The organism is Desulfopila sp. IMCC35008, from assembly GCF_010646885.2.
In the GTDB taxonomy this organism is placed as follows: Bacteria; Desulfobacterota; Desulfobulbia; order Desulfobulbales; family Desulfocapsaceae; genus Desulfopila.
In genome coordinates this window covers 5490826-5505899 of the sequence record NZ_CP050700.1, presented here as the reverse complement: position 1 = coordinate 5505899, position 15074 = coordinate 5490826, and the positions used below count along the sequence as shown (strand labels likewise).

Here is a 15074-nt window from a genome sequence, read left to right as displayed (position 1 = left end):
CAGAATTTCTTATATGAAGAATGATGAGTTGTCAAGGGCTTGAAGCAGGAGAGAAAAATAAACCCGGTTTCAACGGAGGGATAAAAGACTTTCCCCTTTGCCGTGACAGGTGCAAAGGGGAGTAATGTTTTGTTATACCTGGTAAATGGCGTACTCTGTTTTTTCGCCTAACAGCCTGTCTATTTCGTTCTGTATGGTGATTCTCTGGTCATTTTTGACCCAGGAATCCCAGTCTTCCTGCGAGCGCCAGGTGCTGATAACCAGGCATTCATTATCGTGATCGACCCGTTTTAATGTTTCTCCATAGATGTATCCGGGTTGGCTCAGGGTCAGAGCCCGCAGTTTTTTCAGCAGCACTGTCAGCTCAAGAATGTTATCAGCGGCAACTTTTCGTTTGATGAAGATTTTGACCGTCATGAGTGTGATCTCCTGTGTCTGACGTTACAGTCATACCCGTTCTTAGGCACACCAATTCGGGCATAACGAGTGAAGCCGGATCCCTGACGACAGGGGTGAACCCGGCGCACATATGGAAAATTCCGGGAGAGAGGACGGTGATGTGTCACCTCTCTTTGTAGAGTATAATTTCACGTGGAAATTGTAAAGGCGGATTGTGGATTTTGGTACCGGGAGAAGCACTGTAACCTCCCGGTATGTGTAGGGGAAGGGGCTTATTGGCTCAGAAGTTCAGCCGTCTCAAGTATCCTGATGAATTCAGCGCGATATCCCTGCCGATCATTTCCGCGGCTGTCGCGGGCCATATCGATGAGGGCGGGGTAGGTGAGGTTACCCCTGAACTCAGAATCTTTCAGCAAAAGACCAAATCCGGCCACAGCGGCAGAGAAACGGAAATCGTCACTTGTTTGGGCTAAGGTAACTTCGTTGTTCATTCCGTTTGCTACCATCAGCAGGGAAGAACTACTGGCTGTTGGCTTGTATCGAAGTTTGACATGAAGCAGTTCACCCATGTGTTCTGAGACGGTGGCAGCCTGTCGGCCATATTTCAGGTTGTCGACTACGGGGATATCCACACCATTCGGGGGAATGATTTCATACAGTGCGGTGACCGAATGGCCGAGCCCGATTTCACCTGCATCTTTCTTGTCATCACGGAAATCTTCATCTGCCAGTACCCTGTTTTCATAACCGATCAAACGGTAAGCGCCGACCAGGGCCGGGTTGAACTCGACCTGAATCTTCACATCGCTCGCCAGGGTGAAGAGAGTTCCGGCACCTTCTTTGATAAGTACTTTTTTTGCTTCCAGCAGTGAATCGATGTAGGCGTAATTGCCATTACCTTTATCCGCCAGTATTTCCATGGTGTCGTCATGATAGTTCCCCATGCCAAAACCGAGCACGGTCAGGAAGACACCCGCTTGTCGTTTGTCCGTTATGAGTTTTTCCAACTCTCCGCGGGTGGTGACCCCCACATTGAAATCCCCGTCCGAGGCCAGGATTACCCGGTTGTTTCCCTCCGGCATAAAGCCCTGTTCGGCAAGTTTATACGCTGTATGGATACCGCTGGAAGCGTGAGTTGAGCCACCGGCTCCCAGGTTTTGAATCGCTTTTATGATTTCATCACGACGGCTGCCCGGTGTTGATTGCAGGACAACCCTGTCACTTCCGGCGTAGACAACGATGCCGATCCGGTCGGTATCCCGCATCTTGTCTACCAGCATGAGTATGGACTTTTTCAACAGGGGAAGTTTGTTCTCCTGATTCATGGACCCGGATACATCGATTAAAAATACTAAATTAGAGGGGGGCAGGGATTGGGCCGGGATTTTCTTTGCCTGCACACCAATTTTGACTAAACGGTGTGCCATATTCCATGGACAGGGGCCCGGTTCGATGGAAATTGAAAAAGGGTCTTTCTGTGGTTCCGGATAGTCGTACTGGAAGTAATTGATCATCTCCTCTATTCGGACACTGCCCACAGGAGGCAGGTTACCCTGGTTGATAAACCGGCGGATGTTGGCATACGAAGCGGTATCTACATCAATAGAGAACGTGGAGAGAGGATCGTTACGACTGTTGATGAACCGGTTTTCGTTCACGGGAGTATACGATTCAGTGTTCAGGTTCTGATGGGAGGGGGGGCTGATGAACCCGATTTCCTGGCTGGCCGCGGGGACGGGTGTCATTCGTCGACCCTCCATGCCTAGCTTGACCTTTCGAGCGGCAAGCGGAGGTTGATGCATCTTTATGGCAGCATCGTTCGGGGAAAGGGCTGAAACCAGTGATTCGTTTTCGGCAGATACCATGTCGGCTTCCTCAAGCTTGGGTGGTATACTTTTTTGCCCTTTGGCTTCCACTCGAGCCTGACCGTTCGCTGAAAGGCGCTGATCTTCTTTTGTTTCCTTTACGGATGTGCAACCGAACATGAGGGCAAAGGAAAGTGTCAGGGCCAGTGTTGGGAGTTGTCTGTTTTGTTTCATGGATGTCTCCTTTTAATGAAATATCGATCGAGATGATTGATCACCGTTGTTATTGATACTGACGGAACCTTTTGCTGGATGTGTTGCGGGAAATTGCAAAAAATTCATTTTTCAGGGCGAAAGTGGTATAACAGTCTGAACAATGGCCATTTTCTGTAATATGGTGAGGGATGTGAAAGACTGGAATGAGAAGGTAGTCGCCCAGTGGGATATGATAAACAGGCTGTCGGAAAAACGTTTTGGCAAAAGGGTGATCGCCGAAGAGGCCGCGCTCTTTGTCATGGATGGCCTGCTTGCCGACGATGGGCGCCGGGTTCGTGCCTTCCGGGGGAGTTCTTTTCCGGCTTTTCTTGCCTCTGTTACCCATCGCTTACTCGAGGATTTTGCAAGGAAAAGGTTTGGGCGCAGGCGTCCTCCCAAGTGGCTCGCAACTCTTGGTGGGACCTGGCTTCGTCTCTATAAGCTCCTCTGCCTGGAACGTCTTGATATCACGGCGGCGGTGGCAACCGTCGAACAATCTTCAACGTGGCGAGGGCAGGGGGATGCTGAGCAAGCTGCCTGGCTGATAAAACAGGAAGTGGTTGATTGCGGAGCTCATCAGGGCCTTGAAATCCAAGGGGATGAGAAACTTGTCGGTGAGGCGACTGCATCTTCACGCAGGGAGCAGCAGGAACGTTTTGAAGGAGATGAAAGAGAAGAGATTTTTCGCCTTTTGTTTGTTGCCCTGACCGACCTCGATGAGCATGTTGTGGAGAACAACCTGGCCCGGCTGGGAGAGGTGCGGGTTGTTCTGGCAAATGAAGAGAAACTGATGTTGAAATTATGCTACCAGGATGATGTAAGCATTACCAATGCCGGTAAAATGCTGGGGTACAACAGACATCAAGCCCATGGGCGTATGCGTCGTCTTCTTGCACGTATTCGTTCTGCCTTCGAAGAGGCGGGAATTGATAAGGAACTCATGGAATTAATGAAATAGTTTCCATCCTGAAACTACCCTTTTGTATATTGTCATCGTCGTGTTTCAGACTTTTATCCTTGGAATATCGATTATATGCCTTCGGTAAAAACCTGATGAACGCCTCGATCTTAACCAAAGAGGTACGTTTTTAAATGGAAACAAAAAGAACCGGGTGTGGACGAAATCAACCAGAATTTCTCACCGGTTCGGGCTAATGTCCGTCAGAGATAGAAAACGGTTGTTGTATAATTTCCAAACCGGGATGAACTATGGCAAAAAGTGAAAAACTGAACCAAAAAAAGCAAAGTGACCTCCTGACCGCCCACATGGGATTGGCTGCAGAACAGGAAAAACAGGAAAGAGAGAAAAGCGAAGGATGCCTGAGCTCAGAACAGCTGGCAGATGTGGCAGCAAATATGTGCACGCCGGAACAGCGTGAGAAGGCAATGGAGCATTTTTCATCCTGCCAGGTCTGTTATGATGAGTGGGTCTCAATATGCTTCAGTCTCATGTCGGTAGAGACCGGTTCATCCGGCAAAACCCCCTTGGTTACGGTTCGGAATTTGGGATATCTCGGTTCGGCCCTGGCCATAGCTGCGAGTGTGATGCTCTATATAAACATCAGCCGTGATATCCCGATGCAGGAAATGGTCCCCCGGCCCCCGGTACAGGATAAGAGCCCGGTGCAGACAGTGCCGCCGGCTGAAAAGGCCAAAGCGAAGGCGCTTCATCGTCCTCCTGAGGCGGCGCCTGCCCCCTCTGTCGTCGGGGAAAGCAATGTCCCTGGGAAGATGGAGAGGCGCGCTGTCCAGTCGCAGAGCAGGGAGTTTACAGACAGTGTCCCCGAATCCGAGGTAATGGCCGACCAGTCGTTTGCAGAAGAAGGGGCAGCTGAGGAGTTGAACAGCGGGCTTCAGGGTGACAATCATGCAGAAGCCGTATCGAAATGGCTTATCGTCGTCGAATATGGGTGCAAAACCGGTAATTCCGGCGCCCCATTCTGGCAAACACTCTATGATGACGGGCAGACCTTGTTGGCGGGAGCAGATACAAGCCAGGCCGCTCTTCTGGAGCGGGTAATAGAGCTGTTGCCCAACTCAGAGGAGACTTCCCGGGTTAAAGAGCAGTGCGGCCCAATCCTGTCGATACTTGCGGAACAGGGCAAGACGCAGTAAAAGGGATGGAAATCATTCAAGACAGCCTAAAGAGAGAACGTATGAGCACAAAAAAAATCCCCTTAAATGAGCGTATTATCGTCGCCCTGGATGTGGAAGATCCGGTCCTTGCCAAGGAAATGGTGCAGAAGTGTGAGTCCCATGTAACCTTTTACAAGGTGGGGCTGCAGCTCTTTATGGCAGACTGGTTCAATATTGTCGACTGGATTGTTGATCGTGGTCACAAGGTGATGCTGGATCTGAAATTTTTCGATATTCCGGAGACGGTGAAGCTGGCTGTCGAGCAGGTGAACAGCAGAGGCGTCACCTATGCAACCATCCACGGCAACGACCCGATTATCCGGGCGGCGGTGGAAGCACGCGGCGACATGCAGCTTCTGGCAGTAACCGTATTGACAAGTTTTGGTGAGGAAGATCTGCGGGCTATGGGAATGACCCAGTCGGTGGAAGATCTTGTTGCTTTCAGGGCCAGAAGAGCCCTGGAGCTTGGTTGTGACGGTGTGGTCTCATCCGGTCTTGAAGCAGGGAAGATACGCAGTGATCTTGGTGATAAACTGCTGATTGTCACCCCGGGAATCAGGCCCGGAGCGAATATTGAAACTTTAGCTGATGACCAGAAGCGTATCGTCACCGCAGGCAGCGCTATCGGTGATGGTGCAAATCACGTGGTGGTCGGCAGACCGATTACCAAGGCTGATGATCCGGTGCGGGTTATAGAAATGATGCAGGAAGAGATCACCTCGATCGCTTGATGGGCGTTATTAGATTATGCCAACTTTTCCTGCAACGAGACCTGTATGAACTACCGCTCGATAGCCAATGTTTTCGGAGTACTGTTGATCGTTACCGGCAGTTCCATGGTGTTACCGATTCTCTGTTCGCTCTACTATGGCGGAGATGATCTCGTTGACCTGTTGGTTTCCGCCCTGGTTGTTGTGCTGGTTGGTGTCGTATTTAAACGGATTTACAGGAAGAACTACGATTTCAGCATGAAGGATGGGCTGTTTCTGGCTTTTTTCGGCTGGGTCGTTATATCCGCTGTTTCCACCCTCCCTTTCATACTGCATGGTTCCATACCCTCGTTTACCGACGCCTTTTTCGAGATGATGTCGGGGTATACGACGACCGGTGCTACTATCCTGACTGATATCGAGTCGGTACCCCACGGCCTGCTGTTCTGGCGAAGCCAGACCCATCTTCTCGGCGGGATGGGCTTTTTGACCCTGACCCTGATTTTTTTACCCCACGGCATGGGTGGGGTGCGAATTTTCAGGGCGGAATCAAGTCCCGGCCAGGTGATAACCAGGGAGAAGTTCAAGGCCCGCAACAAGGACACCATGCTCTGGCTCTGGTCCATTTATATTGTCCTGAACCTGCTGCAGACCGTGCTACTCATGACCGGCGGTATGACCCTGTTCGATGCACTCTGCCATGCCTTTGGTACGGTTTCCACCTCCGGCTATTCGACCATGAATGCCAGTGTCGGTGCCTTTGATTCCGCTTTCATCGACTGGGTAACTATTGTGTTCATGTTCCTTGGCGGTGTTACCTTTGTGCTCTTTTACCAACTGGCGATGCTCGATGTAAAAAGCGTCCTCCAAAATACAGAGTTTCGCTGGTATGTGAGCTTTACTCTTGTCTTCACTCTGTCGGTCAGTCTTGTCCTTTATACTAATAGGACTTATGATGGATTTTGGGATTCTCTTCGCTACGGGACATTCCAGGTGGTGTCGCTCCTGACCACCACCGGCTTTACCACCGCCGATTACGAACTTTGGCCCCAGGCTGCGCTCATGTTCCTCTTTGCCGTCTGTTTTATTGGGGCCTGTGCGGGCTCGACTACCAGTGGCATAAAGGTGGTGCATTATGTGCTGATCTGCAAGTACATGTATGAATCAATCCGTAAAATTTTTATCCAGCCGATGACCGTGTATACCGTCAGACTGAACGGCAAGCCGGTGGAAGCCGGAGTGGTTGATCTTGCGGTATGCTACTTTATTGTCAATATCTTTCTAATACTTGTCGGTGGGTGTGTCGTTGTTCTTTTCGATCCGGTGGATTACGTCACTGCGATTAGTTCGATTATAGCAACCTTGATGAATATCGGGCCCGGATTCGGGGCAATAGGGCCAAGTGAGAATTACGCTTTTTTCTCCGATACCACCAAATGGTTTCTTTCCTGGAATATGCTGGTCGGGAGGCTTGAGATGTTTTCTGCTCTGGTGATTTTCTTTCCGGTTTTCTGGAAGAGATAACCGGGTTTTACCTGCGGAGGGACAGCATCAATCGAGCCGTTTGGTGAATCGAAAGGTGCTGATAATCAGGAAAACCAGGGCAAAACAGGCCAGATACAGTAAATCCCCGACTGCTCCGTTCAGTTGTTCTCCCCGTAGTATTACTCCCCTGATTATTCGTAGAAAATGTGTGAGTGGCAGTACTTCGGCCAGTTTCTGTGCGACGTCCGGCATGGCCACAAAAGGGAACATGAAGCCGGACAGCAGGATGGAGGGCAATAATATGAAAAATGACATCTGCATGGCCGCCAGCTGGTTGTTGACGAAGGTGGAGATCATCAGGCCAAGTGTCAGGTTGGCCAGGATGAATACCAGGCAGGCCGAATAAACCGGAAGCAGCTTCCCGCCGATAGGAACATTAAAGAGCAGGGATCCAAGAAGAAGGATGACCGAAACCTGAATCAGGCCGATGCCGATATAGGGGGTTATCTTCCCCACCATGAGCTCAATATTGCGGATCGGGGTGGTGATGAGCAGCTCTATATTCCCGCGCTCACGCTCGCGGACGATAGCAATGGACGTAAACATGATCATGGTCATGGTCAGGATCACACCCAATAATCCGGGTACGGTAAACAGGGCTGCACGACTCTGCGGATTGTACAGGAGCCGGACTGAAAGAGTCGGAACACTGTCCCGGTTGGCTACCGCTCCACCGGGAATGAAGGGGAAATTGCCGAGTTGGCGTACCGCCCCGGCCAGAGTCGTGTCAGAGCCATCCACCAGCAGCTGGCCCGTTGAACGGTCACCTTCGTAATAGCGGCGTTCCGCATCGGGCGGGATGAATAGCCCGGCACCCACCGAGCCATCCTGAATAAGCGCTTCGAGCTGTTGCGGGGTGTCAACTCCATGAATGAAATCGACCACCTGGGTTGCCTGCAGATCGGCGATCAGTTGACGGGAGAATGAGTTGTTTGTTTGATCCGCGACAGCAGCAGGAACGTGGCGGACATCGGTGTTAATGGTATAGCCGAACAAGACTAACTGCAGCAACGGGATCATCACCACCATGCCAAAGGTCAACCGGTCGTGGACCAAGTGGATCACCTCTTTCTGGCACACGGCCAGGACGCGAACCAGCGAGGCAACAGGCGGAAAGCTAGCCATGGTTGGCACCATTTTCACGGGTCATCATGACAAAGACATCCTCAATGGAAGGCGTGACCGTCTCAATTTTTTTGTCACCAATCGCGGCCAGGCTATTGGCGAGCTTGGCCGGTCCGTCTGCCACATCTTCTGCGAGAATGATCCTTAGTGAGATACCGATCTGGGTGATGGCCAGTACCTCAGGACTTTCTGCCAACAACTTCCTGATGGTGCGAACATCAGGACCCTTGACGGAGAGTAAACGTCCGCCGAGTACTTTTTTTAACTCGGCCGGGCTGCCGTCCGCCACTTTCCTGCCCTCGTTGATAATGGCCAGGTTGTGACACCGTTCCGCTTCGTCCATCAGGTGGGTAGTGACGAGGATGGTCGTTCCCGCCTCACACATTACAAAGAGTTCGTCCCAGAAATCCCGCCTGGTGTTGGGGTCGACCTCGGAGGTCGGTTCATCAAGCAGCAGCAATCTGGGTTGATGAATAACTGCGGTGGCGAGGGCAAGTCTTCGTTTCTGGCCGCCAGATAAGTCTCCTGCCCGCCGATCGATAAATGACGAGAGTTTGAACTTCTCCAGTAAATCCAGCATCCGTTTTTTTCTTTCCCGGCGGCCAACTCCCATGATTTTGGCCATGAACTGCATGTTCTGGCGGACGCTTAGGTCGGAATAGAGGGAAAACTTCTGGGTCATGTATCCCACCTGACGACGAATCTGCTCAGTCTGTTCGGGTATTTTCATTCCCAGCACCTCGATTTCTCCCGCTGTGGGCTGGAGCAGACCACACATCATGCGGATGGCCGTGGTCTTGCCGCTGCCGTTCGGGCCGATAAAACCGTACACCGTCTGTTTGGGGATATTCATGTCAACGCAATCAACCGCCGTGAAACGGCCGAAGGTCTTGGTCAGGCCGGAGACCCGGATCGCTGTATTCACAAACCCTCCAACACGAGCTGAACCGGGGTGCCCGCCGTAAGATGCAGGGTGTCATTGCCAATCAGGTCCAGCTCTGCAACATAGGCAAGTCGCGACCTGTCTCTCTCCGTCAGGGCATAGTAGGGAGTAAACGAGGCCTCGGAAGATATCGACCTCAGCCTGCAGGGCAGGGTCTTATCGAGACCATCGACTTTCAGGCGGTACTCCCGGTCCACTTGCATCGCAGACCTGTATGGCTCCGGGATATAGACCCTCGCCCACGGTCCCTCACCGGTAAGCAAGGTGCAGACCACAGATCCGGCAGGGGGTCTGTCGCCCTTGTTAAACGGCAGGCTTTCCACTAATCCGTCTCGGGTCGCCAGTACAGTATAATCGGCTTCGAGCAGTTCAAGGTGCGCCAGCCCCGCTTCAAGTGCTGTAAACTCAGCCCGGGCCTGCTGGATTTTCTCGAACCGCGTTCCTGTTGTCAGCTCATTGAGTTGCTGCGAGTATTCCCTGACCTTTTCCCTGGCGTTTATGAAGTTGCTTCGTGCGATATCGAGATGTTCCCTGCTGGCAATATCGGTTTTATAAAGCTGCTGCTGCCGCTGGTATATCTTCTCACGGTTCTCAAGCGTCGCCTGTGCCGCGACGAGACGCGCTTCGGCTTCAGCGATGGTCTGGGATCTGGGACCGCTCTCTAACTCTATTAGGTACCATCTGGCCTTATCAAGGCGAGCTTTATGCTCAAGGCACTGTTGGTGAATTTTTCGATTATCCAGGACGAGAATGGGAGTATCTTTTTCTACCTGTTGACCTTCATCGACAAAGATATCGACAATGAGCTCTGAGGCAATAGCCCTGCTGTTCACCCGGTCCCACTCCAGGGTGCCGAGTGCTTTTTCCGGTTCCTCCTGGCATCCGAAGAGAAGCATGACCAGCAATAACGGGAAGAGATATGATGTATAATTGCGCAACATGAGCACCTTTTTTAGAGGGAAACCATGACCTTCCCTCTCATGCTACCGCGATCAACGATGAAAGGCAAAGAAGAAAACAACGCGGATTAAGCTGTTTATATGGTGAAGATGGGGAAGGGAGGCGAGTTGGGCGATGAAACGAAAAAATCTGTAGAGATAATTGACACACAAGATGGCTCAGTTACCCAGTATGGTAACGATTTTTTCGGCAATTTTCTCGTATCCTTCATTGTTACAGTGGGTTGGGTCAGCATAGAGGGTGTCCAGTCCGTCTATGAAATCCGCATATAATTTCACCCTGGTACAGAAAGGGTAATCAGCGGCGATCGAGTCGAGGATACCGTTGTATCGTTGTATTTCCCCGTTTCTCTCCAGTTGCTTATTGGGAACGGTATCTATCAATACCACCTTGCGCGGGGAGGCAAGTTCGACCATCGACCGAATATTGTGCTCATATTCTTCAGCGGGCACAACATTGACTTCACCGATTATTTTATTAAGCCCCTGATTCCGACATATCTTCTTGTATTTTTTGGTAAGTGCACGGAGGTTTTTCCTGATGAAATTGTCAGGATAATAGAGGACGTAGGGCGAGTATTTGAAGGTTTTATAGGAGTCGACCAGGCCGAATTGAATAAGAACGCAGTCGGCTTTGACAACTTCCTCTTTCAGGAGGTGTATTCCCTCGCGGCTGGTTGCCATCGTGTGACCACGGTTAACGATCTCCGCCCCCAGCCTTTCAGCGACTTTTTCAGGGTATCCTCTTTTTTCACATCTGCCGGCACCTAAAGTATTACAGTCGCCGATCGCTACTATTTTCTGCATTACTGTCCATCAGTTGTTGCCGAACAACGTTCGGTGATTGAAAAATCCCGCCTGACGTATTCAATACGTCGTTGCAGGCAGGATTGTAACAGGCTAAGCTGGAAACAACACTATTCATTTTGGGCCACTTCAATTACCGGGTCAGAGACTCCACAACTACCCGGCCAACCGGATGGGTTCGCCATGCCCCACTTAGCTAAAGGTCGATATCCGCTGCATATAACGATATCCACCCTTTTCATCACCCTGATATTTCTTTTTGGAACAGTCCTGGGTATCTACAACTACACCAAGACCTCTGATATCCTCCTTTCGACCACCCAGCAGATATTTGACCAGTTAGGGAAGGAGTTCAGTTTGAAGAACCGTTTGTCCAGGAGACCGGTGGCGCAGGCTGTCACCATGCTGGCAAATTCAGGTATAGAGAATGCCGGAACCCTTGAAGAACGGTTACAGTTTTTACCACAGTTTTCTGCTGGATTACGAGGTGTTGAAGAGATGACGGCCTTGCAGGTAGGGTACGGCCGGGGCGATTTTTTTATTGTCCGTGCTCTGGTAAGTGAGCATATGCGCAAGCAGTTCAGCGCCCCTGCTGATTCAGCTTTTGTGGTCGATAATATTGTACGAAGCAGGTATGGCACGGCATCGCTCACCAGGATCTGGTATTCGGAATCACTGACAGAGATAAAAAGGGCATTACCGCAACCATCCAGGTACGACCCGCGAGTCAGGCCATGGTACAAAGCGTCTCTAAAAACCGATCGCGTGGTAGGGGTGGAGCCATACTTGTTCTGGTTTACCAGCCAGGTTGGGGTGACATTATCCTATAAAAAGCCACTTTCGAATATCGTGGTTGCAGGAGATATCACCCTGGAAAATTTTTCTAAAAGACTTTCCGCGTCCAAGGTGACTGATCATTCGGAACTGGTCCTGCTGCATAAGAGCGGTAAGGTCATTGCCTACCGTGACACCTCCAAGCTGGTCGTCCAGCAGGATTCAACCTCATTTCGATTAGCAGAATTAGGTGATCTTGACAATCAGCTTCTCACCCACGTCAGGGAAAGATTTGGGCTTGAAACCCAGATTATGGACTTTGCCTTTGGTGGAGAAGAGTGGCTCGGGGGGGTGAGAAAGCTTGATCAAGCTGACTCAGACGCCTACTATCTTCTTATGGTTGCGCCTAAAAAGGAGTTGCTGGCGCAGGCGATGAGTATTCAGCAACGGGCTATAGGGATTTCCATCTTCATGATTCTGCTGACCATACCGCTGATCTGGCTGGCTGCCCGGCTTATTGCCACCCCTTTACGCACCCTGGCCGGGGAGGTTGATCAGATCAATCGTTTTGATTTCTCAAAACCGATACATAATCGGTCAATGATTGCTGAGGTGGATGAGCTGGCCATTGCCATGAGCATGATGAAGGAGACCATTGAGAAATTCCTGACACTGATTAAATCCCTGACACATGAGCAGGATTTTGATGAGATGCTCCGACTCATCACCGAGGAAACCATGCTGGTTTCCCGTGGAGATGGGGCCGCGATCTTCCTGGTGGATGACAAAGACGGCCGACTCTCTCCGGTTGTATGCCTGCAACGAGACTGCTACGAGAAGGATGTGTCCAGGTTACCACTTTTTGCCCCTGAAGAACGGGTCCAGTTTTTTGCTCGACTTCAGGATGGGAAAACAAGCTTTTTGACAGAGGCATCAGAAGACAGGAAACTCTTTGAACAATTTCGTGCAGGGGTGGGTGGCACACTTGGTAGTGTGGCTATTTTTCCTTTGCAGAACAGGAATAAGGAGGGCATAGGCTTATTGTGTCTCTTTTTTGATGAAGTTGATAACTTCAGGGGAAAGGAACAACAGGCACGGCGGGCGTTTCTGCAAACTTTTGCCGGTTTGGCTGCGGTCAGCCTCGAAGGAAAGAAGATGCTGAAAATGCAGAAACAGCTGTTGGAATCCTTTGTAACTCTTCTGGCCGGGGCCATTGATTCGAAATCCCACTATACCGGAGGACATTGCCAGAGGGTTCCGGTCCTCACCAAGATGCTTGCCCAAAAAGCATGTGAAGCAGATAAAGGGCCATTCAGGGATTTTTGCCTTGATGATGAGCAGTGGGAGGCCCTTCATATCGCCAGCTGGCTGCATGATTGCGGTAAGGTGACCACGCCGGACTATGTGGTTGATAAATCAACTAAACTTGAAACAATTTATGACCGGATCCATGAAGTACGTATGCGTTTTGAAGTACTGTACCGGGATGCCCATATTCGTTATTTGAAGGAGCTCGCAGAAAATGGTGGAGATGAACTCCTGCTGCACAGGAAACTAGACGATAAGCTGGTACAGCTCAGAACCGATTTTGCCCTTATTGCCGAATGCAATATTGGTGGGGAAGTTATGGCGCCAGGGAAGGCCGAGAGGTTGGAGGCAATAGCTGCCACCACCTGGCAGAGGCATTTTGATGATCGCATCGGTATTTCCTGGGAGGAGAAGCAGCGTAAGAACAGAAGCAGACTGCCACAATTGCCGGTAACAGAGTCTCTGCTGGCGGATAAGGAGGAGCACCTGGTAGAAAGAGACCGTAAACGCAGTGCTGAATATGATGCTGAATACGGTTTTACCCTTTCCGAGCCGGAATATCTTTATAACAGGGGCGAGCTGTATAGCCTGAAGGTTGCACGGGGAACCCTCACCGATGAGGAGAGGTACCGGATCAATGAACACATTGTCCAGACCATCGTAATGCTCAATGAACTGCCCTATCCCAAACATTTGCAGATGGTACCTGAGATTGCAGGCGGGCACCATGAAAAGATGGACGGAACCGGCTATCCCCGTGGACTCTCGGGAAAGGAGATGTCACTCCAGGCGAAGATGATGGTTATTGCTGATGTTTTTGAGGCTCTTACTGCTTCTGACAGACCCTATAAAGAGCCGAAAAAATTGAGCGAGGTCGTACGGATCATGGAGATCATGGTGGATAACAATCATATTGACCCTGGGCTGTTCAGGCTGTTTCTCACCAGTGGGACATATCGGCAATATGCTGAACAGTACTTGCACCCCGATCAGGTGGATGAGGTGGATCTCACCGGTTATGTCGGTGATATGTCTTTATCCTGAAGAGGAGGTACGATTGGTTATTCGGAGGGTGAGCACAAAAGGTATGCCCGCAAGGCCGATGAGGCCGCAGAGCAGGTAGGTCTGTTCCAGGCCGATCAAATCCGCCGAAAAACCGACCAGCACCACCACGGCGGAGCGGGCAATGAAACTGATCATCATAAAAATGCCGTTTGCTGTGGAGGATCCGTCGCTGTTGTATTCCTGGATCATGGCCAACATGACCGGGGTAGTGGAGAGTAATGAGAAACCGGTAAGCAGGAGCAGTACGAATTGTGTGGCACCGGAGGCCTGGGTAAACAGCAGGAGCGAAATGGGGGCAACAACCAGGCAAAAGGAGAGCAGTCGTTTCCTGCCGAACCGGTCACTGAGGTTGCCGACGGTAAGGATGCCGACAACACCGGCGGCCTCAAAAAGAGAGAGGGCAATACCTGCCAGCCATAGATCACCGCTTTTCTCGATAATATAGAGTGGCAAAAAGGCGCTCAGGCAGGCGTGCATGAAGCCGCGAACGACCACAATGGCGGAGAGCGGTCCCAGCAGGGGCCACATATCCTTGACCGTTCCACGCAGGGAGCTTTTTTCTTTGGGCCGGGTAATTGTCGGCATGTCCCGGAAGGCAAAAAACATAAGCACGGAGGCAATAATACCGACAATCATGACCGGGTAGTAGTTCTCAAAGCCGAGCAGGGAAACCGCCGCGATAATTGAGATCGGCCCAAGTGTTCTGGCCAGTTCACCACCTGTCATATAAAAACTCATCCCCCTGCCGGTTTTATCACCGGAAACGCGATATACCAGAACAGGCGCCGGGACATGGAACAGGGATACGCTTATACCGGTAAAAAACAACAGGATCAGCAGGACCCCGTAACTGGGGGCAAGTCCCAGCAGCGACATGGGCACGGCGGTGAGCATGGGGGCCAGAATAATAAAAAACCTGATGCCCCGCCGGTCAGCCAGCTTGCCGATATACGGGTTCGCCAGGGCTGGAATCTGCATGATGGTGGAGAGAAATCCGGCCTGGGTGAAAGAGAGTCCGAACTTCTCAATTATAAATGGCAGCAGAGGTGCCAGAAAGCTGGAATAGATGTCGTGAATAAAGTGACAAAAAGAAAGGAGGAGAACTTTACCGGTCTGAAAGGGTGGGTGTACTTTTGTCATTTGCACCATTTACACCAAAGTTGTTTTGAATGCCCGTGAAATAATGGTGGTAGATTATTCTCTTTCTTGATGCAAAAAATGATGAATATTTACGAACAAACGA

At 50.8% G+C, this 15074-nt stretch carries 12 protein-coding genes; 5 read left to right on the top strand and 7 right to left on the bottom strand.

Annotated elements, in window-relative coordinates; genetic code table 11:
* Positions 1–132: 132 nt before the first annotated feature.
* Positions 133–417, bottom strand: coding sequence for an antibiotic biosynthesis monooxygenase (locus GA520_RS23525; RefSeq protein ID WP_163335857.1), 285 nt, complete (start codon positions 415–417; stop codon positions 133–135).
* Between the two features lie 254 nt (positions 418–671).
* Positions 672–2438 (bottom strand): VWA domain-containing protein, encoded by a 1767-nt coding sequence (locus GA520_RS23520; RefSeq protein ID WP_240910027.1) that lies wholly within the window; start codon positions 2436–2438, stop codon positions 672–674.
* Positions 2439–2610: 172 nt separating this feature from the next.
* Between GA520_RS23520 and GA520_RS23515 the strand changes: the two genes are divergently transcribed.
* The 4 genes from GA520_RS23515 to GA520_RS23500 all read left to right on the top strand — a co-directional run bounded on the left by GA520_RS23515 (position 2611) and on the right by GA520_RS23500 (position 6829).
* Entirely contained in the window at positions 2611–3417 is an 807-nt protein-coding gene (locus tag GA520_RS23515; protein ID WP_163335856.1) for a hypothetical protein, read from the top strand.
* 251 nt (positions 3418–3668) lie between these two features.
* On the top strand, positions 3669–4574 hold the full coding sequence (locus GA520_RS23510) for a hypothetical protein (RefSeq protein WP_163335855.1): 906 nt from the start codon (positions 3669–3671) through the stop codon (positions 4572–4574).
* Positions 4575–4615: 41 nt separating this feature from the next.
* Positions 4616–5326 carry an orotidine-5'-phosphate decarboxylase gene (pyrF, locus tag GA520_RS23505; RefSeq protein ID WP_163335854.1) on the top strand — a complete coding sequence of 237 codons (711 nt, stop codon included), beginning with the start codon at positions 4616–4618 and terminating at the stop codon, positions 5324–5326.
* Positions 5327–5371: 45 nt separating this feature from the next.
* Complete coding sequence (locus GA520_RS23500; RefSeq protein ID WP_163335853.1) at positions 5372–6829, top strand: TrkH family potassium uptake protein; 1458 nt, start codon at positions 5372–5374, stop codon at positions 6827–6829.
* A gap of 27 nt (positions 6830–6856) precedes the next feature.
* Here GA520_RS23500 and GA520_RS23495 read toward each other — a convergent pair whose 3' ends face one another.
* From GA520_RS23495 to GA520_RS23480, 4 genes are all read right to left on the bottom strand, one after another.
* Positions 6857–7975, bottom strand: a complete 1119-nt coding sequence (locus GA520_RS23495) for an ABC transporter permease (protein ID WP_163335852.1) — start codon at positions 7973–7975, stop codon at positions 6857–6859.
* Complete coding sequence (locus GA520_RS23490; RefSeq protein ID WP_163336481.1) at positions 7968–8888, bottom strand: ABC transporter ATP-binding protein; 921 nt, start codon at positions 8886–8888, stop codon at positions 7968–7970. The genes GA520_RS23495 and GA520_RS23490 overlap by 8 nt, the downstream gene beginning before the upstream one ends.
* A gap of 8 nt (positions 8889–8896) precedes the next feature.
* Positions 8897–9859: an HlyD family secretion protein gene (locus GA520_RS23485; RefSeq protein WP_163335851.1), complete on the bottom strand. Its 963-nt coding sequence runs from the start codon at positions 9857–9859 to the stop codon at positions 8897–8899.
* A 177-nt stretch (positions 9860–10036) separates the two neighbouring features.
* Positions 10037–10684 (bottom strand): SGNH/GDSL hydrolase family protein, encoded by a 648-nt coding sequence (locus GA520_RS23480; protein WP_163335850.1) that lies wholly within the window; start codon positions 10682–10684, stop codon positions 10037–10039.
* Positions 10685–10717: 33 nt separating this feature from the next.
* Between GA520_RS23480 and GA520_RS23475 the strand changes: the two genes are divergently transcribed.
* Entirely contained in the window at positions 10718–13810 is a 3093-nt protein-coding gene (locus tag GA520_RS23475; protein ID WP_163335849.1) for an HD domain-containing phosphohydrolase, read from the top strand.
* On the opposite strand, the gene GA520_RS23470 is transcribed toward GA520_RS23475, so the two are convergent.
* Positions 13802–14971: an MFS transporter gene (locus tag GA520_RS23470; RefSeq protein ID WP_240910026.1), complete on the bottom strand. Its 1170-nt coding sequence runs from the start codon at positions 14969–14971 to the stop codon at positions 13802–13804. The genes GA520_RS23475 and GA520_RS23470 overlap by 9 nt on opposite strands.
* Between the last annotated feature and the right edge of the window lie 103 nt (positions 14972–15074).

Excerpts from the sequence above, each read along its gene's own strand:
- GA520_RS23495 (WP_163335852.1), bottom strand. The coding sequence starts at position 7,975 with ATGGCTAGCTTTCCGCCTGTTGCCTCGCTGGTTCGCGTCCTGGCCGTG.
- GA520_RS23480 (WP_163335850.1), bottom strand. The coding sequence starts at position 10,684 with ATGCAGAAAATAGTAGCGATCGGCGACTGTAATACTTTAGGTGCCGGC.
- pyrF (WP_163335854.1), top strand. The coding sequence starts at position 4,616 with ATGAGCACAAAAAAAATCCCCTTAAATGAGCGTATTATCGTCGCCCTG.
- GA520_RS23520 (WP_240910027.1), bottom strand. The coding sequence starts at position 2,438 with ATGAAACAAAACAGACAACTCCCAACACTGGCCCTGACACTTTCCTTT.
- GA520_RS23510 (WP_163335855.1), top strand. The coding sequence starts at position 3,669 with ATGGCAAAAAGTGAAAAACTGAACCAAAAAAAGCAAAGTGACCTCCTG.
- GA520_RS23485 (WP_163335851.1), bottom strand. The coding sequence starts at position 9,859 with ATGTTGCGCAATTATACATCATATCTCTTCCCGTTATTGCTGGTCATG.
- GA520_RS23525 (WP_163335857.1), bottom strand. The coding sequence starts at position 417 with ATGACGGTCAAAATCTTCATCAAACGAAAAGTTGCCGCTGATAACATT.
- GA520_RS23500 (WP_163335853.1), top strand. The coding sequence starts at position 5,372 with ATGAACTACCGCTCGATAGCCAATGTTTTCGGAGTACTGTTGATCGTT.
- GA520_RS23470 (WP_240910026.1), bottom strand. The coding sequence starts at position 14,971 with ATGACAAAAGTACACCCACCCTTTCAGACCGGTAAAGTTCTCCTCCTT.